The organism is Halorussus limi (assembly GCF_023238205.1).
In the GTDB taxonomy this organism is placed as follows: Archaea; Halobacteriota; Halobacteria; order Halobacteriales; family Haladaptataceae; genus Halorussus; species Halorussus limi.
Genome location: NZ_CP096659.1, coordinates 1,813,631 through 1,834,492, shown reverse-complemented (window position 1 = coordinate 1,834,492; position 20,862 = coordinate 1,813,631). Strand labels below are relative to the sequence as shown.

Below are 20,862 nucleotides of genomic sequence, written 5' to 3'. Positions count from 1 at the left end.
GCCTTCCGTCGCACTACATCGTCTCGACTGCGTTACGTCGTACCCCGTCACCCCGCACGAGAGGACGCTCCGCTCCGTCACTCCTCGTCGTCGGGCGTCTTGGCGACTTTCCCGACCGTCTTCTCGGCCACTGCGCCCGGGACGTCGGTCGGCGTCGTCAGATACTCCTCCAGCACGACCATCAGGACCGCCACGGCGACGAATCCGCCGCCGAGCAGGACCTCGCCGTTCGCGAGGAACTGGACGCCGAGAAGACCGACGGGGAGCGCGAACACGAGCGTCGCCGCGAGTTGAAGCGTACCGAGGATGCCCCGTTTACTCATCACCCGGTGGTTCCGGGCGGGCCGTCAAAAATCCCGCGGGCGCGGGCCGACGACCGGCCACGACGGATGAGGTATCTCTACCAATTATAGATATTTGTTTAGAACAGATAAATACGTCCGGGTGGTAGTACGTTGGTGGTTGCGATTACGCAACGCGAGCGACGACGGACGCACGCCACTGACGTACCCCCGCGGAGTGCGTCTCCGACGAGTCTGCGGGCCGAACTACCCCAACTCCGGAACGCTTTTCACCCGACCGGCGCCACAAATCTGGTATGTTTACCGGAATCGTTGAGGAGGCCGGCGAGGTTCGCGACGTGACCGTGACCGAGGAGGGCCGACGCCTCCGCATCGCGGGCGAGGACGTGACTCGAAACCTCGACCGCGGCCAGAGCATCAGCGTCAGCGGGGTCTGTCTCACCGTCGAGGAGTTCGAAGACGACTGGTTCGAGGTGTTCCTCGCCAGCGAGACCGTGGACAAGACCTATCTCGGCGAGGTCGAGGCGGGCGACGCGGTGAACCTCGAACGCGCGATGCCCGCCGACGGACGCTTCGACGGCCACATCGTGCAGGGCCACGTCGACGCGACCGCCGAAATCACCGACATCGAGGAGGTCGGCGAGGACTGGACGTACGAGTTCGCCGTCCCCGAGGGCTTCGGTAAGTACGTGGTGGACAAGGGGTCGGTCACGGTGGACGGCATCAGCCTCACCGTCGCCGAGCGAAAGCCCGCAAGCGGAAACTCCGCAGGGTCCGACGACGCCGAGAGCGGCGGAGACCGCTTCTCGGTCGCCGTCATCCCGGAGACGCGAAAGATTACCAACCTCTCGACGAAGTCGGTCGGCGACCCGGTCCACCTCGAAGTCGACGTTATCGCGAAGTACGCCGAGCGCCTGCTGGAGGACGCGGGCGTCGAGACAAACGGTGAGAAGAGCGTTCTCGACGCGATAGAGCAGTAGGAGCCTCGACCGGGCCGGTATCGCGGTCCAGCGGTCGAGACCGGTCGGGAGCGGTTCGGCGACCGAGCCTCGATGTCGAACGATAGCCCACCCGCCGCTTCGGACTACGTTTCTACATTCCGAGGCGCGTCTGACGTAGCTTTTTCATCTCCGAGCGGAGAATCGGGACCGAATGCGAAGCGTCGGACTCCTCCTCGGACTGGTCGTCGCGGGTGCGGCCGCGGCGGGCGCGTCGGCGCTCGCGCCCGGCCCGGACCCGACGCTCGTGACCGCCGGTGCGGGGCTTCTCGGGAGCGGCATCGTCGGACTGGCCGTCCTCGGCATCGACCGCGCGGTCGAGCGCCGCCGAATCGCCGCGCCGTTCGGTCGCGGGCGCGCGGACGGCCTCTCGAACGCCGACCGACTCGCGGTCGCGCTGGGGTCGGCCGCGGTGTTCGTCCGCGTGGGCCTGCTCCACGTCGTCGCCGACCCGCTCCGAATCGACGGCGCGGTCCTGACCGCGCTCGCCGTCTCGACCATCGGCGTCGCGTTGGGCTACCGGACCGCGAGCAGTCGCCTCGACGGACTCCGCCACGGCGCGCTGGCCTGCGGACTCGGCGGCGCGCTCTGCGTCTCGCTGGCGGCCTACGACGCCGAGAAGGTCGGGAGCGGCGCGTTCGACGCGCTGGTCGCCGGGAGCGGCGTCGTCCTCCCGGTGTCGTTCGGTCTGTTCGGCGGTCTCTCGGGGGTCGCCGGGTGGTGGCTGGCCGACTGGCTCTCGGGCGCGGACCCGCTGGCGTAGCAGTCGACCGACGCTCGGGCGAGGGTTACAGCGAGTCGCGGTCGGACGAACGCGAGTCGGCGGCGTCGCCGTCGGCGCGCTGGCTCTCGGTGCGCCGGTCCTCGGCGCGCCGGTTCTCGGCGAACTCCTCGGAGGTCTCGAAGTCGCCCGCGCCGTCGGCCGACTCCTCGAAGTCGGCGCGGTCGCGGGCCACCTCCTCGTCCTCGAAGCTGACGCTCGTGCCCATGTTGACCTGCCGGTAGGCGCTCCGGTAGCGCGAAATCTTCCGGTAGAGCAGGTAGCCGAACACGCCGTCGTAGACGAAGACGAAGCCGAGGAACGCGACGCCCGGCGCGACTGCGAGGCCTGCGAACGCGAGAATGTCGCTCAGGTACGTCACCAGAGAGTTGTAGGTCGCGTGGATGAACGCCGCGATGAGCAGGCCCTTGACCACGATGGGGCCCGCGTTCTCGCGGTTGAACTTCGCCAGTCCGAGGTAGTAGCCCGCGAACGCCGAGTAGATGACGTGGCCCGGCCCCGCCAGCAGGCGGACCGCGGCGGTCTGGCCCGCCGAGGTGATTTGCTGGGAACCGATGGTGGAGACTTCGCTGATGCCCTGCGTGATGTAGATGGCGTTCTCGATGGTGGCGAATCCGAGTCCCGCCATCGCGCCGTACACCGCGCCGTCGATGACCGCGTCGAAGCGGTCGCTCCGGAAGGCGTAGAGTCGGATGGCGAGCCACTTCACCGTCTCCTCGACCGGCGCGACGACCAGATAGAAGAACAGGACCATGCCGACGACCGGGACCAGCGTAATCGCGCCGGCCAGCGTGTTGATGATGGCGGCGAAACCGGCGAACAGCACGCCGAGAAGGAAGGTCCCGACCAACAGCGAGAGCGGTTCGGAGGTCGTCACGTCGGCGTACCAGATGTAGGCCGCCAGTCCGAACGCCGGGACGACAGACATCAGGACGAACGCGCCGATGACGGGGTCGCTGACCGCCGCCAGTCCGGTCAGCGCGAACTGGGCGCCGAGGATGGCCAGCGCGAGGACCACGACGATGACCCGGCCGAGTCGCCGAATCCCGCCGTAGACCCCGCCCGATAGCCTGTCCAGCCAACTCCTCGGCTCCCACGTCGCGATGTCGTAGAGATCTGCCGAATCGGTCGCACCTTCCTCTATCGGGTCGCGTGGAGCGTCCATCGTCGGGGCGTAAGGACCCCAGTACCAATTATCTGGCTCCGGCCGGCCCTTCCATACCTTAAATGTGATTATACACCGTTAAGACTCGCAGGGGAACCCTTATCAATCAGAGTCGACCTCAACTTTCGACAAGATGACGTACCGAAGCGCGAGCCGAGGAATCATGTACACAGCCCCGCCGAGCGGGGACGACGAACAGAGCGAGGAGACACCGGAGACCGAAACCGCCGACGCGGACCGCGAGATGCAGGACCTCGAATCCGCGTCCGCGACGACCGACGCCAACTGGACCGGCACCGTCCCGGCCGACGACTGAGAACGCGGTCGTCGAATCGCACGTCCGGCACCGATTGCCGCCCGACCCACCGACCGCGCCGCGCGGTCCCCGCGAATCGGCCGGCCGCCGCCGAACTGCGTTTCGACCGTCGGACTGCTTTTCGACCGCCGCCCGCCGAACCCGCGGCCCGGCGTTCGCTCGAATCGCTACACCGAAGGCACCGCCGCCCGAGGCTTACGGTATGAGCTTCGACACTCGCATCCGCCGGGCGCTCCGCGAAGCGGGCGTCTCCGAGGAGACGCTCCGGGAGGCGTCGGACGCCGCGGCGTCCGACGCCGAGCGCACGGCCGAACAGGTCGAGTCGTTCTTCGAGGACCGCGAGGTCGTCTACTCGGACATGGACCTGACTCACAGCACTGCCCAGTTTCCCGAACACGCCGTCGAGTACGCCGACTGTTTCACGCACAGCGACGACGTGCGCGGGTGGCTCAGGTTCGACTCGTGGGGCGTCTACGTCGAGGGCGCTCGGGTGCTGAGCGACGAAGTCGTCGAGTTGACGCTCGGTCCGACGGTCCACGAACGAGTCCGGTTCGCCACCGCCCGCGAGGAGTTATGAGTCGGGTCAGGATTCGCGGTATCTACACCACCGCGCTGACCGAGCGCTTCCGCGAGGACCTGTCGGTCGTGCAGGCCTCGCCGCCCATCCGACGGCGCTTCGACGCGGAGTTCCCCGTCGAGGAGTACGACGCCAGCGTCGAGACCACCGACGACCGGCAGGGCGCGGGGGTCGTCGGCGACTCCGAGACCGTCGAGCGAGTCGCCGACGACCTCGCCTCGCTGGGCGTGGACGCCTTCCGGTGGACCGACCCGGCCCCGCGCGGTGCCGTCTTCGACGCCGCCGTGACCGACACGCTCGGCGGCGGCGCAGTCGTGGACCTCGGCGACCGGGAGGGCTACCTCTCGTTCGGGAGAGTGGACCGCCGAATCGACGAGGGCGACCGCGTCCGGGTGCAGGTCCACGACCCCGCACCGCCGTGGGCCGACCACCGGCCGGTCCTCGGCACCGAGTTGCGGGCGTTCGGCGGGATTGCAAGCCTCTCGACCGGCGTCGACAAGGTGGTCGCCTCCGGCGACGACGCGACCCGGACCGAACTCGCCCGGACGACCGAGATGCTCCCGACCGAGGTGCCCGACGACTGGGGCGTCCGCTGGGAGTACGCCGCCGAGGACGCGGGGATGGACGCGATGGACGACGCGCTCGGCCGGGCCGTGGGACTGGCCGAGGCAATCGACGCCGGACTCGCAGACGCGCCCGACTCCCCGGCAGACGCCGACCGAGGCGACATGCCCCGGCGACTCGCCGCGCCCGAGGCGACCGAGTGGTGCTGGTTCGGCCGCGAGTCCCGGTTCGCGCTCGACGCCGAGCGCCGCGCGGTGACGACCACGATGCCGGGCCACCACCGCGTCAAGGCCGCCCGCGAGTCGGCCAGCGCCGCGGTGGACTTCGTGGAGGACCTCTGGACCGAGACCGACGCGCTCGGCGGCGGAGACGGCGCGGGCGAGTTCCCGACGGGCGCGGCTCTCCGGCAGTTCGGCCCCGCGGCGGGCGACCGCCTCGAAATCAGGCACGGCAAGCCCGACGGCCGGTGCTTCTCGCTCGGCCGCGGCGAGGTCACGGAGTGCGCGCCCGACGAGGGGAAGGTGACGGTCCGCCGGGAGATGTCCGGGCGAGGAACCTACGACGCGCTGGGCACGCCCCGCGAGTCGGGCGACGCTGCCGTCACGAAGTTCCGGGAGGGCCGATGGTGGTACCCCACGGTCTACCGGGGCGACGACGGCGAGTCGAAGGGCACCTACGTCAACGTCTGTACGCCCGTCGAACTGTTCCCCGACGCCGCCCGGTACGTGGACCTCCACGTGGACGTGGTGAAGTACCCGGACGGCGAAGTCGAGCGCGTGGACGACGACGAACTCGACGCCGCGGTGGAGTCGGGGAACGTCTCGGAACCGCTCGCCGAGAAGGCCCGGAGCGTCGCGAGTAGCGTCGAACGCGCGTTGAAGTAGAAGACGAGACCGGCAGTCGAGTCGTCAGCGCGTGAGTTTCTCCCGACTGACCTTCACGCCTGTCGGGGTCACGAGAATCTGGTCGTCGCCCTTCTGGACGATGTCGCCGTCGACCTCGCGGGCGACCTGCTGGAGTTCGTTGGTGATGCGCTCTACGGTGGTGTCCTCGGTCCGGAGACGGGTGATGTCCGCGACCACGAGGTCGCCGTCGTAGATGGCGTCCTTGATGGCGATGACGTCCTGCTGGCCCTGTATCTCGGCGATGTGGACCTGCATCGCGGCGTCGCCCGACGCCGTGTCGAAGTCGTCGAGGTTGAGTTCCACGTAGTCCTCGGCGGTGTGCGCGTCCCTGTCACCGAGAATTTTGCTCATGAAGCCCATAGGGACATGGGCCGAGCGAAACGGTATAGTTCTTACGTCAGACGGAGGGCGACTCCGACGGCCGAATCCGGTGAAAACGGCGGTCACGAACGTTATTTCGCTTACATGAATCGCTGAATTACCCCCTCGGTACCGCGTACGAGATAGCTGATTCCGACGACGATGGCTCGCGGCGTGGCCTCCAAGCCGGCGCGTTCTGGCCTTCCGCAAAACAGACCTTTTTGCTCGCCGCCTCCGTTGGTCGGTCCGTGACTTTCAGTATCTGTGTTCGCGAGGAGTACGAGGACGACGACGGCGACGACCAGACCAGATTCGGCGTCGCGGTGACGACCCGACTGCCCGCGGTCGGGACGCTCTGCCCGTTCGCCAGCGAGAACGGCGCGGTCGCGACCCAGAGCCTCGTCAACGTGGAACTCGGCCGGAAGGGCGTCGAGTACCTCGACGACGGTCTGGCGGTCGAAGACGCCCTGCAGGCCCTGCTCAACGCCGACGAGGGCGCGCCCCAGCGCCAACTCCACGGCGTCGATTCGGAGGGGACGTTCGCCTTCTCCGGCGAGGAGTGCAAGGGCTGGTACGGCCACGTCGAGGGCGACGGCTACACCGTCGCCGGGAACCTGCTGACCGGCGAGTCCGTCGTCGAGGAAACCGCGAGCGCGTACGAAGAGAACCGGGACGACAGCGACGCACCGCTCGCCGAGCGACTGGTCGATGCGCTCTCCGCGGGCCACGCCGAGGGCGGCGACAAGCGCGAGGACCTCCGCGTCCAGAGCGCGGCCCTGCTCGTGGAGACCACCGAGGACCGCGAGATGGAACCGTACTACGACGACCTGCGCGTCGACGCGACCGAGACCCCGATAGCCGACCTGCGCGAGACCTACGAACTGGCGAAGGAGGGGTTCGAGGCGGCGGTCGAACGCTACGAGGAGGCGTACGAGGACGACGAACTGGAGGCGTCCGACGACCAGACAGAAGCGTCAGACGGCGAGACCGACCCGGAGGAGTCGGCGGACCCGACGGTCGAGTCCCCGGAGTAGGCCCGTGTCTCGGTTCGGGTCTCACGCCGGCCTGCGCGCCGCGGGACTCGCGGGGGTCGCGGGCGGCCTCGGGTGGGCGCTACTCTCGGTGGGGGCGTTCGCGGCGGGTCGGGGAGTCTCGCCGCTGGGCTACGGTTTCCTCGACGCGCTCACGCCGGTCGCGCTCGCGCTGGCGACTGCAGGTGTCGCGGGGTATCGCGCCCGGTCGGCGAGCGAGTGGGGCGCGCTGGGAAGGCTCGGCTACGTCGCCGTCCTCGCGGGACTGGTCGGCGCGTGCGTCGGGTCGGCAGTGTACGTCGTGTTCGGTCGACTCGACGGGTGGACGGTGTCGGTGTGGGCGTACCTGCTCGCGGTGGTCGGCGCGCCGGTCCTCGGCGTCGGTCTGCTCCGGGCTGGGGCCGCGCCGCGCGCGGGCGGCGCTCTGCTCGCCGGGACGCCGGCGGGAGTCGCGGCGTCGTTCGGTCTCGCGGCGCTGGTCGGCGACGAGACGCTGGTGTCGGTCGGACTCGCGGTCTGGTTGGGCGGCGCAATCGCGACGCTCGGCGGGTGGGTCTGGAGCGAAACGAAAGCAGAGGCGACCGATTCGGGGTCCGGTCTCAGACGGTGAACTCGTAGAGTTCGTCGCCGACGTGGTGGACCGACGAAACGACCTTCCCCTCGTCGCCGACCATGTCGTCGCCGTCGGTCTTCGCGCGGCCGACCGCCAGCACCTTGCCGTGGGACTCCTCGGCGATGGCCACGAGGTCGCCCGCCGCGATGTCGTCGTCGGCCTCGGTGATGCCGGGACGCATCACGTCCGCGCCGTCGCTGACGAACGACACCGCCCCCGCGTCCACGGTGACGACCCGAGTCTGGGGTTCGTACTGGTTGGCCCCCCGGACGGTCAGGAACGGTTCCTCCTCGAAGTAGAGAACGGCGGGGTCGCCGTCGACGAGAACGAGGTCGAACTCCGAGTCCTCCAGTTCCACGAGTTCGTAGCTGTCGGCGTCCAACTCGACGCCGAGTCGGTCGGCGAGTCGCTGCTCTATCTCACGCACCTCGTCGCTCCGGAGGTGGTGGCGAGACTTGACTTCCATACACACACCTGTGTCGCTTCGGGGCTTAATACTCTCGCCTTCCGCCGAACGGCGGACGACTCGAACGAACCCCGAGCGGCTCTTCAGATAAAGGTAAGAACCCGCCGGTCATACTGTCACGTATGAAGGCAAAGCGTGAGTACCGGAACCGCGAAGAGGTCGAGGTTGCGGTACTCGACGCACTCGTCGACCGGAACGACGACGGGATGACGGTCTTCGAAATCCGGTCGCGCGTCGACGCCGACATCGACGACCTCGAAACCGCGCTCGCCAACCTCAAGGAGGACGGTCTCATCTCTGCCAACGAGGGCGACCACCGGACGCTCATCACGCCCGACGACCGCGTGATTCCCGACCCCGAGGACGACGAAGTCGAGGAACCGTCGTTCGTGGACCGGATTATCGAACGCTTACCGCTGTAGGGCTGTTTTCGGAGCGGTTCGAGAGTCGCCAGCGCACGGTCGATAATCCGGAGCGGCGGGCGCTCCGGGAGGCCGGATTCCGACCTTTTAACCGCGTTCCAACCCGACTCCGACGTAGAGATGACTGTCATCGAGGACCAGCAGGCCGACCTCGGAGCGGAGTGGACCGTAGTCGGCGACCGAGAGGTTCCCGCCGACTACGGCCGACCCGACCGCGCGCACGTCGCGGTCCGGAACGTCGTCGGCGTCACCGAGATGCCCTACGGCGTGGTCACGGTCGGCGGCGACGACCGGGTGGAGTACGTGGACAACGTGGTGTCGAACGACGTGCCGACCGCGGACGGCGAGGGGGCGTACGCGCTCCTGCTCGACCCGCAGGGCGGCGTCGAGTTGGACATGTACGTCTACAACGCCGGCGAGCAACTGCTGCTGTTCGTCCCGCCGGGCGAGGCCGCCGCGCTGGCCGACGAGTGGCGTGAGAAGGTGTTCATTCAGGACGTGGAGATTTCTGTCGCGACCGACGACTTCGCGGTGTTCGGCGTCCACGGCCCGAAGGCGACCGAGAAGATAGCCAGCGTCCTCAACGGCGCGTCCTCGCCCGCCGAACACCTCTCGTTCGTTCGCGGGCGAATCGCCTCGGTCGGCGTCACCGTGATTCGGACCGACGCGCTGACCGGCGAGGAGGGGTTCGAGGTGGTCTGTACCACCGGCACGACCGTCAACGAGACCGGAAACGAGCGCGAGAACGCCGAGTTGGTCTTCGACACGCTCCTGAATCAGGGGCTGAACGCCGCGCCGTTCGGCAGGACGACGTGGGAGTCGCTGACGCTCGAAGCCGGGACGCCGCTGTTCGAGTCGGAGCTACGAGGTCGGATTCCGAACGTCGTCGGTCTCCGGAACGCGGTGGACTTCGAGAAGGGGTGTTTCGTCGGCCAAGAGGTCGTCTCGCGCGTCGAGAACCGCGGTCAGCCGAGTCAGCGACTCGTCGGACTTCGACCCGAGGCGGTGCCCGACTCCGGCGCGGCGGTGTTCAGCGGCGACGAGGCGGTCGGCGAGGTGACGCGAGCGGTCGAGAGTCCCACCGAGGGCGACCCCGTCGCCTTCGCCGTGGTGGACTTCGAGATGGACGAATCTGAGTTGAGCGTCCGCGTCGGCGGCGAGGAGGTCTCCGCCGAAGTCGGGACGCTCCCGTTCGTGGAGGGGAGCGACCGCTCGGCCCGAATTCCGCAGTACTAGTCCGCGCCTCGCCGTCGAGGGATTCGAGCGTGTGCTAATATCGGCGGAAGAGTGTTCAGAATTCTTCGCGTTCTGTCGTCGTCACTCCATCGACCGTCAGTTCCCCTCGATAGCGTCGACCACCATCGCGGCCGCGACGATGGCCTCCTTGGGCACGTCGCTGGCGTCGTCGATGGTCACGTCGTACGTGTCCTTGAGCGAGAACTTGCCGTCGATGGTGCCGACGTGGTCGCCGTCCGCGTCGCTGATTTCGTAGGCGTGGGGAATGAGTCCGGCGACCCCGATGAAGTGCCGGAGGACCGAAATCAGCGTGCTCTTCGACTCGATGGTGGCGATGAGCGCCTCGGTGTCGGGGTCCCGAATCTTCCACGTGTCGGTGAACAGCGAGTAGTTCTGGTCGAGGACGACGACCGCCTCGTCGGTCTCGTCGTCTATCAGCGTGTAGTCGCCCGCGATGTCGAGGATACCGCCCGCCTTGACCGTGAACGCGGCGTTCCCGTCGGCGTCGGTGAACGGGAACTCCTCTTTCATCTTGAGCATCTTCTGCTTGCCCCGGAGGACGACGTTCCCGTCGGCGTCGGTCGCTTTGTACTTGTTACGAATCAGCGACTGGACGACCGTGTACTCGTCGTCGGTCAGGTCGAGAGCGGCGATGTCGTTGACCATGGCCCGGAGTTGTCGGCTATCGTTTAAATAACTACGTGAACGCGCAACTAAAACGCGGTGACGAGGTCTCGAAATCTGACCATCAGGGGGCACCCGGCGACTCGGACCGCGAGGAGGCCCGCACGGCGACGCGCCCTCGGCGGTAACTCAGGCGTACTCGTCGGCGACCACCGCGACGATGGTCTTCGTGAACCCGAGGACGATGGGACCGACGAAGATGCCTGTGAACCCGAAGACCACCAGACCGCCGAAGATGCCGACGACGAGGATAGCGGGGTTCAGGTTGGCGCTCCGGCCGCCGATTACCGGTCGGAGGTAGTTGTCGGTGAGGTTGATGACGCCGAACCCGTAGACGAGCAGGGCCGCCCCGCGGAACGGACGCCCCGTCCCGATCAACAGGAGCGCGGCCGGAATCCAGATGAACATCGACCCGACGAACGGGAGCAGACCCAGAACGACCGCGAACACCGTCCAGAAGAGGACGTTCGAGAACCCGAGCGCGAACAGGCCGAGACCTGTCAAGACCGCCTGCACGACCGCGATGACGCCCTGTGTGATGAGGACCGCGTAGGTCAGGCGGTCGAGTTCCGCGAGGAGGCGGTCCTGCACGTCGGCCGGGAGCGGCGTCATCTCCCGGAACCACGCCACCGCGTCGTCGCCCGCGACCAGCAGGTAGTAGAGCAGAAAGCCCAGAATCGTCATGCCGACCGCGACCGTCGAGGCCCCGCCGACCACGCTGACCGACTCCTCCAGCACCCGGCCCGCGCCCGACTGGGCCGCGTCGAGGACGTCTCGCCAGAGGTCGCTGGCCAGAAACTCCTCCAGCAGTTCCACGTCGATTTCGCCGGACTGGACCCGCTCGACCACCGAGAGCGCCTGCTGGAGGACGACCTGAAACATCAGGACGAACGGGAGGACGAACAGGACCGTGGCCGCGACCATGAGGACGACAGCGGCCTTCCGCGGGCCGATTCGGGGCGCGAGGCGGCGCTGGAGGGGAAAGAGCGCGTAGGCCAGAAACACCGCGAGCGCGACGTAGGTGAAGAAGGGCCAGACGACCAACAGCGACGCGTAGAGCGCGACCGCCAGCAGGGCGAGCGCGAACGCCTTCTCCTCGTCCATGACGACGTGTACGACGACCGAGAGGAAAAGGTCCGTGGCGGTCGGACCGCTCGTACGTCGGAATCGGAGTTTCCTCGGACCGACTGCTCACTCGTCTGAATCGGCCGTTCGACCGCCGGAGTCGGCCGCCCGTCCCCCGGATTGGGTCTCGAACGCCTCGACGGTGTCGTCCGGAACCGACTCGGGGGCGAACAGCGTGACCACGTCGCCCGCCTCGACGGCGGTGTCCCCGCGCGGCGTCAGCACCGCGTCGCCGCGTTCGATGCTGATGACGAGCGAGTCGCCGTCGATGATGCCCGACTCGTTGGCCGCTTCGAGGGTCTCGCCGGTGATGGCGGCGTCCTCGGGGACGGTGAACTCGATGACTTCGGCACCGCCGGTCAGGTTCTGCACGTCGGCGAACGACTGACTGGGCGAGTCGTCGTCCGCGCCGAAGGGGTGGTAGGGGTGGAACAGTTCGTCCTGCACGATGTCCTCGCGTTCGAGTTCGAGACCGAGGTTCGACAGTTCCCGGGCGATGCGGGTCACGTCGTCGGTTCCGGTGCCGACCGCGGTCACGACGAGGTTCTCGCGCCCGGCCATCAGTTTCCGGACGTTCACGACGCCCGAGACCTTCAGCGCCGCCTGCGCGAGTCGGTGGCGGTCCGCGACCGGCGCGGTGCAGGTGAACTGGTTGACGATGCGGCCGTCGGTCCGCTCGTAGTCGATGTCGGCGTGGTATCCCTCGACGATGCCCTCTTCCTCCATCTGACGGATGCGGTGGCGAATCGTGGCCGGGGTCACGTCCACCTCCTCGGCGATGGTCGGGGCCGACGTGTTCCGGGCGTCGGCCGCGAGATGGTAGAGGATGCGTTTGTCTATCTCGTCGATGCGATAGCTCATACCCCCGTCTACTGCCGGACTCGGTAAAAGCCCGGTCTTTCGACACGGTTCGGCCAATCTCGGACGCTGACCGTGCGAGCGAACCGGCGCGTCGGCGACGGTGACTGTCTGGGGGCGCGGTGAGTCCGTCGGCTGAGACTTTCCGATTACAGTCCCGTTAAGTGGCCTGAATCCCTGTTATCTCTTGATGAACGAGACGGCACAGCGAACGGAGACACATTCTCTCGGGACGCGAAAACGATGAGCAAGGACTACATCGACGTGAAGGGCGCGGAGGAACACAACCTCAAGGACCTCGACGTCTCCATCCCGCGCGAGAAGTTCAACGTGGTGACGGGACTGTCGGGGTCGGGGAAGTCGTCGCTCGCGTTCGAGACGGTGTACGCCGAGGGCCAGCGCCGGTACATCGAGAGCCTGTCGGCGTACGCCCGCAACTTCCTCGGGCAGATGGACAAGCCGCAGGTCGAGAACGTCGAGGGCCTCTCGCCCGCCATCTCCATCGACCAGAAGAACGCCGCCAACAACCCCCGCTCGACGGTCGGGACCGTCACGGAACTCCACGACTACTTCCGCCTGCTGTACGCCCGCATCGGGACTCCCCACTGTCCGGAGTGCGGACGCGAGGTTGGCGAGCAGAGCGCCCAGAACATGGTCCGGCGCGTCCTCGAACTCCCGGAGGGAACCCGCGCGAAAATCGCGGCCCCCGTGGTCCGCGACCAGAAGGGAGCCTTCGAGGACCTCTTCGACGACCTCGTCTCGGACGGCTACAGTCGCGTCGAGGTCGACGGCGAGGAGTTCGACCTCACGACGAACCGGCCGGACCTCGACAAGAACTACGACCACGACGTGGACGTAATCGTGGACCGGGTGAAGGTCTCCCCGGAGGCCCGAAGCCGAATCACCGACAGCGTCGAGACCGCACTGGAGGAGGCCGACGGCGCGCTGAAGGTCGTCCTGCCCGACCCGCCCGAGGAGGCCGGCGACGACATCGGCGGCGCGACGGCGCGCTCGACCGGCGACCTCGCGGGCGAAGACGACGACCGGCTCGTCGTGGAGTTCTCCGAGGACTTGGCCTGCACCCACTGCGGCATCGACTTCCGGGAGATAGAGACACGGAGCTTCTCGTTCAACAGTCCCCACGGCGCGTGTCCGGAGTGTGAGGGCATCGGCGAGACCAAGGAGGTCGACGAGGACCTCGTGGTGCAGGACACCTCCAAGCCGCTGAAGAACGTCTTCGAGCCGTGGAGCTACAACCGGACCTACTACCGGCGACAGCTAGACAACGTGGCCGACCACTTCGGCGTGAGCGTGAACACGCCGTTCGAGGACCTTCCCGAGGACGTGCAGGAGGCGTTCGTCTGGGGGACCGACGAGAAAGTCCACTTCGAGTGGACGACCAAGAACGGCACCCGCGAGAAGGACGAGCGATTCGAGGGCGTCATCCCGAACCTCGAACGCCGGTACGTCGAGACCGACTCCGACAGCACCCGCGACCACATCGAGGAGTACATGGCGGTCACGGAGTGCCCGGTCTGCGACGGCACTCGTCTCAACGACCAGAGCCGGTCGGTGTACGTCGACGGCACCTCCATCACGGAGGTCAACGAGATGTCCATCGGGGACGCCTTGGAGCACTTCGAGGGCCTCGAAGCGAAACTCGACGAGCGCGAGACCAAAATCGCCGAGGAGATTCTGAAGGAGATTCGCGCCCGTCTGGGCTTCATGGAGGAGGTCGGACTGGAGTACCTGACGCTGGACCGCGAGGCGGCGACCCTCTCGGGCGGCGAGAGCCAGCGCATCCGACTCGCCACCCAAATCGGGTCGGGTCTCGTGGGCGTCCTCTACGTGCTGGACGAACCGTCCATCGGTCTCCACCAGCGCGACAACGACCGCCTGCTCAACACGCTCAAGGAACTCCGCGACCTCGGGAACACGCTCCTCGTCGTCGAACACGACGAGGAGACGATGCGGCAGGCCGACAACGTCATCGACATGGGTCCCGGTCCGGGCAAGCGCGGCGGCGAAGTCGTCGCGCAGGGCACCACCGAGGAAATCGAGCAGTGCGAGGAGTCGCTCACGGGCGACTACCTCGCCGGGCGCAAGGAGATTCCGGTGCCCGACGAGCGCCGCGACAGCGACGAAGCGCTGACCGTCGTGGGCGCGCGCCAGCACAACCTCAAGGACCTCGACGTGGACCTCCCGGTCGGCCAGTTCACCGCGATTACCGGGGTCTCCGGTTCCGGCAAGTCCACCCTGATGCACGACATCCTCTACAAGGGACTGGCCCGCGAGATGAACGACAACACCAGCGTGGACCCCGGCGAACACGACGACATCGAGGGCGTCGACAACGTCGAGAAGGTCCGACTCATCGACCAGTCGCCCATCGGGCGGACCCCGCGGTCGAACCCCGCGACCTACACCGGCGTCTTCGACTACATCCGCGAACTGTTCGCCGAGACGAAACTCGCCAAACAGCGCGGCTACGAGAAGGGCCGGTTCTCGTTCAACGTGAAGGGCGGGCGCTGTGAGGAGTGTGGCGGACAGGGCACCGTCAAAATCGAGATGAACTTCCTCTCGGACGTGTACGTCCCCTGCGAGGAGTGCGACGGCGCGCGCTACAACGACGAGACGCTCGACGTGACCTACAAGGGCGCGACCATCGCGGACGTGCTGGACATGTCGGTCGAGGAGGCGTACGAGTTCTTCGAGCACGACCAGCGCATCGCGCGCAGACTCGGCCTACTGAAGGACGTGGGACTGGATTACATGAACCTCGGCCAACCCTCCACGACGCTGTCGGGCGGCGAGGCCCAGCGGGTGAAACTCGCCGAGGAACTCGGCAAGAAGGACACCGGCGACACGCTCTACCTGCTCGACGAACCGACCACGGGCCTCCACAAGGCCGACGAGCGGAAACTCATCGAGGTCCTCCAGCGACTCACCGACAAGGGCAACACCGTCGTCGTCATCGAACACGAACTCGACCTCGTGAAGAACGCCGACCACGTCCTCGACCTCGGCCCCGAGGGCGGCGAGAACGGCGGTGAAGTCGTCGCCGCGGGAACGCCCGAAGAAGTGGCCCGCGCCGAGGATTCCCACACCGGACGCTACCTCCGCGACCTGCTCCCCGCGGTGGACCTCGACGGCCCGCGGACCGACCGCCGCGCGGCCCCGGCGACAGACGACTGACGATTCGTCGCCCTTCCCGCGTTTCTGGCCACGTATCGTCACGTTAACTCGGGGAATCCCCGTATTACCTCCGCTTCCTGTAGGATTTTTTACAAAGTCTCGACGCTAAGTACTGGATAACAAAGTGTGGTCCGGGTGAAACTGGCGTACCGTGATGGGATGGGTGGCGGTGGCACCGGCGCAACAAGCGATTGAGCGACTTCGGTAGCATGAGCTCGGCTGACAACTCACCGGAACAGGAGACACTGTCCGAAGACCTTATCTTCGACGTGTTGAAGAACCGGCGACGGCGATACACGCTGCATTACCTCAAGCAGCAGGAGCGTCCGGTCGAGCTGAGCGAACTCGCCGAGCAGGTCGCGGCGTGGGAGAACGACACGACCGTGGAGGGACTGTCGGCCAACGAACGCAAGTCGGTCTACACGTCTCTCTACCAGACGCATCTCCCGAAACTCGCGGACGCTGGTATCGTCGATTACAACCAGAACCGCGGGGTCGTCGAACTGTCGGGGAACGCGGCCCAGTTGGAGGGGTATCTCCGGCCGCAGGACGACTTTCCGTGGATTCGGTACTACCTCGCGCTCGCGGCGGTGAGCGCGATTCTCGTACTCGGCGACCTGCTGGGCGTCCCGCCGTTCGAAGCGATTCCCGACGAGATTTGGGGCGTCCTCATCGTCGCGGCGTTCGCGCTCTCCGCGGCGACCCACTACGTTCGGCGACAGCGGCTCGCTCAGGAGGAGACACCGCCGAACGTGGAGCGATAGCCGACGAGCGGTCGGCTGAGCGCCGAGTGCCACGGAACGAAACGGGAGCATAGAGCGGTGAATACTTGGGCCGCAGGGTAGTACGCCCGACCGATGTACGACTTCGTAGTCGTCGGGGCGGGCCCGGCCGGGTCCCGGTTCTCCCGACGGGCGGCCGAACGGGGGTACGACGTGCTGGCGCTCGAACGAGGAGCGGTCGGCAAACCGCTGGCCTGTTCGGGACACGTCAGTACCGACATCTGGGAGTTCACGCCAGACGGCGCGCGCGAGGACCTCCTCCAGAACGAGGTGTACGGCGCGCGCTTCCACGTCGGCGGTCCGGGAAGCGACGACTACCCCTTCTACAAGCGCGAGGTCGTCTCGAACGTCATCGACCGCGTGGGCTTGGACGAACGCCTCGCCGAGGCCGCCCGCGAGGCGGGCGCCGACCTCCGGGAGAACCACAGCGTCTCGTCCGTCGAGGAGTACGACGACCGCGTGGAGGTCACCGCCAGCACGCCGGACGGCACCGAGACGTTCGAGGCCCGCATGGTCGCGGGTTGCGACGGGCCGGTCTCGCGCGTGCGGTCGGAACTCGGCCTGCCGGAACCCGGCGAGAAGCTACAGGGCGTCCTCACGTTCTCCGAGGAGGACGACCCCGGCGACTACGTGGACGTCCACCTGACCGCGCCGCGGTTCTTCGCGTGGCGCATCCCGCGCGGCGAGTCGGGCGTCGAGTACGGCCTCGCGGCCCCGCCGGGGTCGGAGCCCTCGGCCAACGACCTGTTCTCGGCGTTCACCGACGAGTACGACGTGGAGACGAGTCACTTCTGTGCGGGCATGATTCCGGTCGGGCCCGCCGACTCGGTGACGAGTCGCCGCGGATTCCTCATCGGCGACGCGGCCGCCCAGACCAAGCCGTTCACCGGCGGCGGGATTCTCTACGGCATGACCGCCGCGAGTCACGCCGCGAAGGTCATCGACCCCGAGCGGCCGGCGACGCTGCAGGACTACGAGGAGGCGTGGCGCGAGGACCTGAGTACCGAGATAGAACTGGGCCACTGGATTCGGAAGTGCTACTCGCTGCCCGAACCGGTCCAGCACGCGGGGCTGTCGGCGTTCTCGGGCGAAATCGGCGTCCACATGGACAAGCCGACCTCGTTCTTCTCGACGGAACACCTGAAAAAATTACTCTCCGGGTCGTAGCTGAGTCCGCGGACGGCCGCAGTTCCGCACCGCGGCCGGTCTCGCCGTCGCCGAAGCGCGTCTACTCGGTCGTGGTCTCTTCGGCGGTGGTGGTTTCGCCGCCCATCGTCGTTTGGCTCTGTACGACGGCGTACGCGAGACCCACCACGGGCGCGCCCGCTCTGGTGTACGGGCCGTCGGCTTCGCCCTGCGACGAGACGAAGTCGTAGGACTCGTTGCCGTTCGTGTTCTGGTGGGGCATCGCGATCAGCGGCTGGGTCTCCTGCAGCGCCGACTGGTCGAACTGGGCCCCCGGCACGCCCTCGAACAGCGTGACCTCGATGTTCTGGTGTTCGCCGGCGTCCAGCAGTTCCGAGACGCCGATGACGCTCCCGAGGACCTCGCCCTCGAGGAGCGTCGCGTCGTGGATAGCGACGAACCCGCCCTCCGGAACGGCCGCCGAGGCCACCATCACCGTCGAACCGTCCGTCTCCTGATTCTGGAACGTCACCGCGGCTCCTTCCGTCTGAGTGCCGTCCCCGGCGGCGACGGTACCGGCCCCGAGCGCGGACAGCGCGAGCGCGCTCCCGCCGAGTTTGGCGGTCGTGTCCATGAATTCGCGGCGAGACGTCCCCTCGCCCAGCAGTTTCGATGCGATGTTCGAACTGTCGTCGTTTTCGTGCATTGGTCTCTCTCCGTCGGGTCGGTCCCGACGAGATACCGTAGCGGACGGGCACGAAAAGTTATTAGTCGGTTGGAGAGGCGGCAGTAACTCGGATTGAGGATTTTCGGCGCGAAACGCCCGTTACGCCGGATTAGGGCGCGACTACGTGACGCCGCCACTACACGGTCTCCGGCAGCCAACCCCCGTCAACCTCGACGTTCTCGCCGCTGATGTAGTCGCTGTCCTCCTCCAAGAAGAACAGCACCGCCTGTTCCACGTCCTCGAAGTCGGCGGGTCGTCCGCGCGGCAGGTCCTCGGGGAACTCGTCGGAGTTCTCGACAACGTAGGGAGACACCGCGTTTACCGTGATACCGTTGTTCTGGGTGTCGTTGGCGAGCATCCGGGTGAACATCAGCACGCCCTGCTTGGCGATGAAGTAAGGCGCGTTCTTCGGGTTGACCATCCCCTTCTCGGAACTCGCGTAGCCGACGTTCACGATGCGGCCCCACGACTGGTCGCGCATCGCGGGCAGCGCGCGCTTACAGCAGAGGTAGGTGCCGTTGACGTTGGCCTGTAAGACGGTGTTCCACTGCTCGTAGGAGATGTCCTCCCAGTGGTCGGGCGCGAACGGGCCGACGTTGTTCACCAGCACGTCCACCGTATCGAGGTCGTCGGCCGCGGCGTCGAACATCGCGTCCACGTCGTCGGGGTCGGTCACGTCTCCCTGCACGGTGGTCGCCGCCGGGGCGCCGCGCTCTCGCGCGGCCTCGGCGACTTCCGCGGCGGCCTCCCCGCTCGAGCGGTAGTGGACCGCCACCGACGCGCCGCAGTCGGCCAGCGCGAGCAGTAACTCTCGGCCGACGCCCGTCGCGCTCCCGGTCACGAGCGCGGTCCGTCCGGTCAGGTCGGGTCGAATCACGGGTCGAGATTCGGGGGCGTCGTATTTCCGTGTTGAGGATTCGGCGAGCGTTTCGAGGGTCCGCGGTCCCAGGAGTCGCGAGCGACCGCACCGGGGACCGGGACGGCGCGAATACGGCCACGGCCACATATCATTAATATCAGGAAGGTAGACGTGTCGGTATGGCACTACAGACTATCCTGCTGGCGGTCGGCCCGGGCGACGCCGACCGCACCGAGGAGTTGGCCAGTGCAGTCAGCGACGTGGCCGGACCGACCGGTGCGCGAGTCGTGTTGGCCCACGTGTTCACCGACGAGGAGTTCGACGGCGTGGTCAGCCAACTCGACTACGACCCGAACGGCGAAATCGACCCCGACGAGGTGGCCGCGCGCCACGCCACCGTCCGCCAACTGACCGACGCCTTCGACGAGGCGGGCGTCGAGTACAACGTCCGCGGCCGAGTGGGCGCGCACGGCGAGACCATCGTGGACTTGGCCAACGAGGTCAACGCCGACCGCGTGGTCGTCGGCGGGCGCAAGCGCTCGCCCACCGGCAAGGCCGTCTTCGGGAGTACGGCCCAAGAGGTGATGCTCAACGCGCCCTGCCCGGTGACGTTCGTCCGCGGGGACTGAGTTTCGTCGGAGTCGAATTTTTTCCCGTCGCGACCCCGACCGCCGCGCTACGGTCTGGCATACTCGTCGGCGAGTAAATGCTTGTAGTTAAGTGAGACCGGACCGTCCTACCGGGGTGAATGGCGCACTACGCGGGCGTTGACCTCGGCGCGACGAACGTCAGGGCGGCAGTCGCCGACGACGAGGGGGACGTGGTGAGCGTCCACCGCGCGGACACCCCCAACGGTCCCACGGGCATCGCGGTCACGGAGGCCGTCTTGGAGTGCCTCCGGGAGGCCAGCGAGGCCGCCGGTATCGAACCGGAGGAGATTCTGGCCGCGGGCATCGGTTCCATCGGACCGCTGGACCTCGCGGAGGGCGCGGTCGAGAACCCGGCGAACCTCCCGGACACCATCGACCGCATCCCGCTGACCGGTCCCGTCGGACAACTCATCGACAGCGACGCGGTCTACCTCCACAACGACACCATCGCGGGCGTCATCGGCGAGCGGTACTACAGCGACCGCAACCCCGACGACATGGTGTATCTGACCATCTCGTCGGGCATCGGCGCGGGCGTCTGCGTGGACGGCGAAGTCCTCTCGGGGTGGGACGGCAACGCGGGCGAGGTGGGCCACATGGTCGTGGACCCGCAGGGCCGACGCACCTGCGGGTGCGGCCGGGAGGGCCACTGGGAGGCGTACTGCTCGGGCAACAACATCCCCGAGTACGCCAAACTGCTCGCGGAGGACGCCGGAAGCCTCGACACCGACCTGCCGCTCGCGGACCCCGACTTCTCGGCGGTGGACGTGTTCGACGCCGCCGGCGAGGACGACTTCGCCGACCACGTCATCGACCAAGTGGCCCACTGGAACGCGCTCGGCGTGACCAACATCGCGCAGGCGTACGCTCCGCTGGTCGTCTACGTCGGCGGCGCGGTGGCGCTGAAAAACGAGTCGCTGGTCGTCGACCCCATCCGGGAGCGAGTCGGCGAACTCGTGTTCAACAACGTCCCCGACGTGCAGTTGACGAACCTCGGCGACGACGTGGTGCTGAAGGGCGCTATCGCGAGCGCCCTGACAGGTGGGACGGGCGACAGGACGAATACGGTCGCGTAGTCCGAGTCCGCCCACCCTTTTATCCTTCTGTAGACCTTTCGTCCG

23 protein-coding genes are annotated in these 20,862 nt (G+C 67.3%); 14 read left to right on the top strand and 9 right to left on the bottom strand.

The window, feature by feature from the left end; translation table 11 throughout:
- Positions 1–77: 77 nt before the first annotated feature.
- Positions 78–323 (bottom strand): DUF7533 family protein, encoded by a 246-nt coding sequence (locus tag M0R89_RS09415; protein WP_248648826.1) that lies wholly within the window; start codon positions 321–323, stop codon positions 78–80.
- Positions 324–598: 275 nt separating this feature from the next.
- Between M0R89_RS09415 and M0R89_RS09410 the strand changes: the two genes are divergently transcribed.
- Positions 599–1,282 (top strand): riboflavin synthase, encoded by a 684-nt coding sequence (locus M0R89_RS09410; RefSeq protein ID WP_248648825.1) that lies wholly within the window; start codon positions 599–601, stop codon positions 1,280–1,282.
- 172 nt (positions 1,283–1,454) lie between these two features.
- Entirely contained in the window at positions 1,455–2,063 is a 609-nt protein-coding gene (locus tag M0R89_RS09405) for a hypothetical protein (RefSeq protein WP_248648824.1), read from the top strand.
- 25 nt (positions 2,064–2,088) lie between these two features.
- On the opposite strand, the gene M0R89_RS09400 is transcribed toward M0R89_RS09405, so the two are convergent.
- Complete coding sequence (locus M0R89_RS09400) at positions 2,089–3,246, bottom strand: PrsW family intramembrane metalloprotease (RefSeq protein ID WP_248648823.1); 1,158 nt, start codon at positions 3,244–3,246, stop codon at positions 2,089–2,091.
- Between the two features lie 163 nt (positions 3,247–3,409).
- On the opposite strand from M0R89_RS09400, the gene M0R89_RS09395 reads away from it, so the two are divergent.
- The 3 genes from M0R89_RS09395 to M0R89_RS09385 all read left to right on the top strand — a co-directional run bounded on the left by M0R89_RS09395 (position 3,410) and on the right by M0R89_RS09385 (position 5,587).
- The gene (locus M0R89_RS09395; protein WP_248648822.1) at positions 3,410–3,562 is read left to right on the top strand and encodes a hypothetical protein; all 153 of its coding nucleotides are present in this window, start codon (positions 3,410–3,412) and stop codon (positions 3,560–3,562) included.
- 202 nt (positions 3,563–3,764) lie between these two features.
- Complete coding sequence (locus M0R89_RS09390; protein WP_248648821.1) at positions 3,765–4,139, top strand: DUF7532 family protein; 375 nt, start codon at positions 3,765–3,767, stop codon at positions 4,137–4,139.
- Positions 4,136–5,587, top strand: a complete 1,452-nt coding sequence (locus M0R89_RS09385; RefSeq protein ID WP_248648820.1) for a ribonuclease FAU-1 family protein — start codon at positions 4,136–4,138, stop codon at positions 5,585–5,587. Before M0R89_RS09390 ends, M0R89_RS09385 begins: the two co-directional genes overlap by 4 nt.
- Before the next feature lie 24 nt (positions 5,588–5,611).
- Here M0R89_RS09385 and M0R89_RS09380 read toward each other — a convergent pair whose 3' ends face one another.
- The gene (locus M0R89_RS09380; RefSeq protein WP_128477400.1) at positions 5,612–5,968 is read right to left on the bottom strand and encodes a cell division protein SepF; all 357 of its coding nucleotides are present in this window, start codon (positions 5,966–5,968) and stop codon (positions 5,612–5,614) included.
- Positions 5,969–6,216: 248 nt separating this feature from the next.
- On the opposite strand from M0R89_RS09380, the gene M0R89_RS09375 reads away from it, so the two are divergent.
- Both M0R89_RS09375 and M0R89_RS09370 read left to right on the top strand, forming a co-directional pair.
- Positions 6,217–7,002 (top strand): DUF1028 domain-containing protein, encoded by a 786-nt coding sequence (locus M0R89_RS09375; protein ID WP_248648819.1) that lies wholly within the window; start codon positions 6,217–6,219, stop codon positions 7,000–7,002.
- A gap of 4 nt (positions 7,003–7,006) precedes the next feature.
- Positions 7,007–7,609: a hypothetical protein gene (locus tag M0R89_RS09370; RefSeq protein WP_248648818.1), complete on the top strand. Its 603-nt coding sequence runs from the start codon at positions 7,007–7,009 to the stop codon at positions 7,607–7,609.
- On the opposite strand, the gene M0R89_RS09365 is transcribed toward M0R89_RS09370, so the two are convergent.
- Complete coding sequence (locus M0R89_RS09365; RefSeq protein ID WP_248648817.1) at positions 7,599–8,078, bottom strand: RNA-binding protein; 480 nt, start codon at positions 8,076–8,078, stop codon at positions 7,599–7,601. The two genes, M0R89_RS09370 and M0R89_RS09365, sit on opposite strands and share 11 nt — an antisense overlap.
- Before the next feature lie 122 nt (positions 8,079–8,200).
- Here M0R89_RS09365 and M0R89_RS09360 point away from each other — a divergent pair, with 122 nt between their 5' ends.
- Together M0R89_RS09360 and ygfZ are read left to right on the top strand one after the other, a co-directional pair.
- Entirely contained in the window at positions 8,201–8,500 is a 300-nt protein-coding gene (locus tag M0R89_RS09360; protein WP_248648816.1) for a DUF6432 family protein, read from the top strand.
- Between the two features lie 120 nt (positions 8,501–8,620).
- Positions 8,621–9,736, top strand: a complete 1,116-nt coding sequence (gene ygfZ, locus M0R89_RS09355; RefSeq protein WP_248648815.1) for a CAF17-like 4Fe-4S cluster assembly/insertion protein YgfZ — start codon at positions 8,621–8,623, stop codon at positions 9,734–9,736.
- A 96-nt stretch (positions 9,737–9,832) separates the two neighbouring features.
- Here the strand turns inward: ygfZ and M0R89_RS09350 are convergent, their stop codons facing one another.
- The 3 genes from M0R89_RS09350 to M0R89_RS09340 form a co-directional block, all read right to left on the bottom strand.
- The gene (locus M0R89_RS09350) at positions 9,833–10,402 is read right to left on the bottom strand and encodes an LURP-one-related/scramblase family protein (RefSeq protein ID WP_248648814.1); all 570 of its coding nucleotides are present in this window, start codon (positions 10,400–10,402) and stop codon (positions 9,833–9,835) included.
- Between the two features lie 147 nt (positions 10,403–10,549).
- On the bottom strand, positions 10,550–11,524 hold the full coding sequence (locus M0R89_RS09345) for an AI-2E family transporter (protein ID WP_248648813.1): 975 nt from the start codon (positions 11,522–11,524) through the stop codon (positions 10,550–10,552).
- Between the two features lie 87 nt (positions 11,525–11,611).
- Positions 11,612–12,406, bottom strand: coding sequence for an Lrp/AsnC family transcriptional regulator (locus tag M0R89_RS09340; RefSeq protein WP_248648812.1), 795 nt, complete (start codon positions 12,404–12,406; stop codon positions 11,612–11,614).
- Positions 12,407–12,646: 240 nt separating this feature from the next.
- Here M0R89_RS09340 and uvrA point away from each other — a divergent pair, with 240 nt between their 5' ends.
- The 3 genes from uvrA (at position 12,647) to M0R89_RS09325 (ending at position 17,547) form a co-directional block, all read left to right on the top strand.
- A complete protein-coding gene (gene uvrA / locus M0R89_RS09335; RefSeq protein WP_248648811.1) occupies positions 12,647–15,598 on the top strand; it encodes an excinuclease ABC subunit UvrA in 2,952 nt (983 codons plus the stop codon).
- A gap of 209 nt (positions 15,599–15,807) precedes the next feature.
- A complete protein-coding gene (locus tag M0R89_RS09330) occupies positions 15,808–16,362 on the top strand; it encodes a DUF7344 domain-containing protein (RefSeq protein WP_248648810.1) in 555 nt (184 codons plus the stop codon).
- A gap of 93 nt (positions 16,363–16,455) precedes the next feature.
- A complete protein-coding gene (locus M0R89_RS09325) occupies positions 16,456–17,547 on the top strand; it encodes a geranylgeranyl reductase family protein (RefSeq protein ID WP_248648809.1) in 1,092 nt (363 codons plus the stop codon).
- A 61-nt stretch (positions 17,548–17,608) separates the two neighbouring features.
- Here M0R89_RS09325 and M0R89_RS09320 read toward each other — a convergent pair whose 3' ends face one another.
- Both M0R89_RS09320 and M0R89_RS09315 read right to left on the bottom strand, forming a co-directional pair.
- Positions 17,609–18,211, bottom strand: coding sequence for a DUF7282 domain-containing protein (locus tag M0R89_RS09320; RefSeq protein WP_248648808.1), 603 nt, complete (start codon positions 18,209–18,211; stop codon positions 17,609–17,611).
- Between the two features lie 157 nt (positions 18,212–18,368).
- A complete protein-coding gene (locus M0R89_RS09315; RefSeq protein WP_248648807.1) occupies positions 18,369–19,109 on the bottom strand; it encodes an SDR family NAD(P)-dependent oxidoreductase in 741 nt (246 codons plus the stop codon).
- Between the two features lie 161 nt (positions 19,110–19,270).
- Here M0R89_RS09315 and M0R89_RS09310 point away from each other — a divergent pair, with 161 nt between their 5' ends.
- The gene (locus M0R89_RS09310; RefSeq protein WP_248648806.1) at positions 19,271–19,720 is read left to right on the top strand and encodes a universal stress protein; all 450 of its coding nucleotides are present in this window, start codon (positions 19,271–19,273) and stop codon (positions 19,718–19,720) included.
- A gap of 119 nt (positions 19,721–19,839) precedes the next feature.
- Positions 19,840–20,817, top strand: a complete 978-nt coding sequence (locus tag M0R89_RS09305; protein ID WP_248648805.1) for an ROK family protein — start codon at positions 19,840–19,842, stop codon at positions 20,815–20,817.
- Positions 20,818–20,862: the final 45 nt, after the last annotated feature.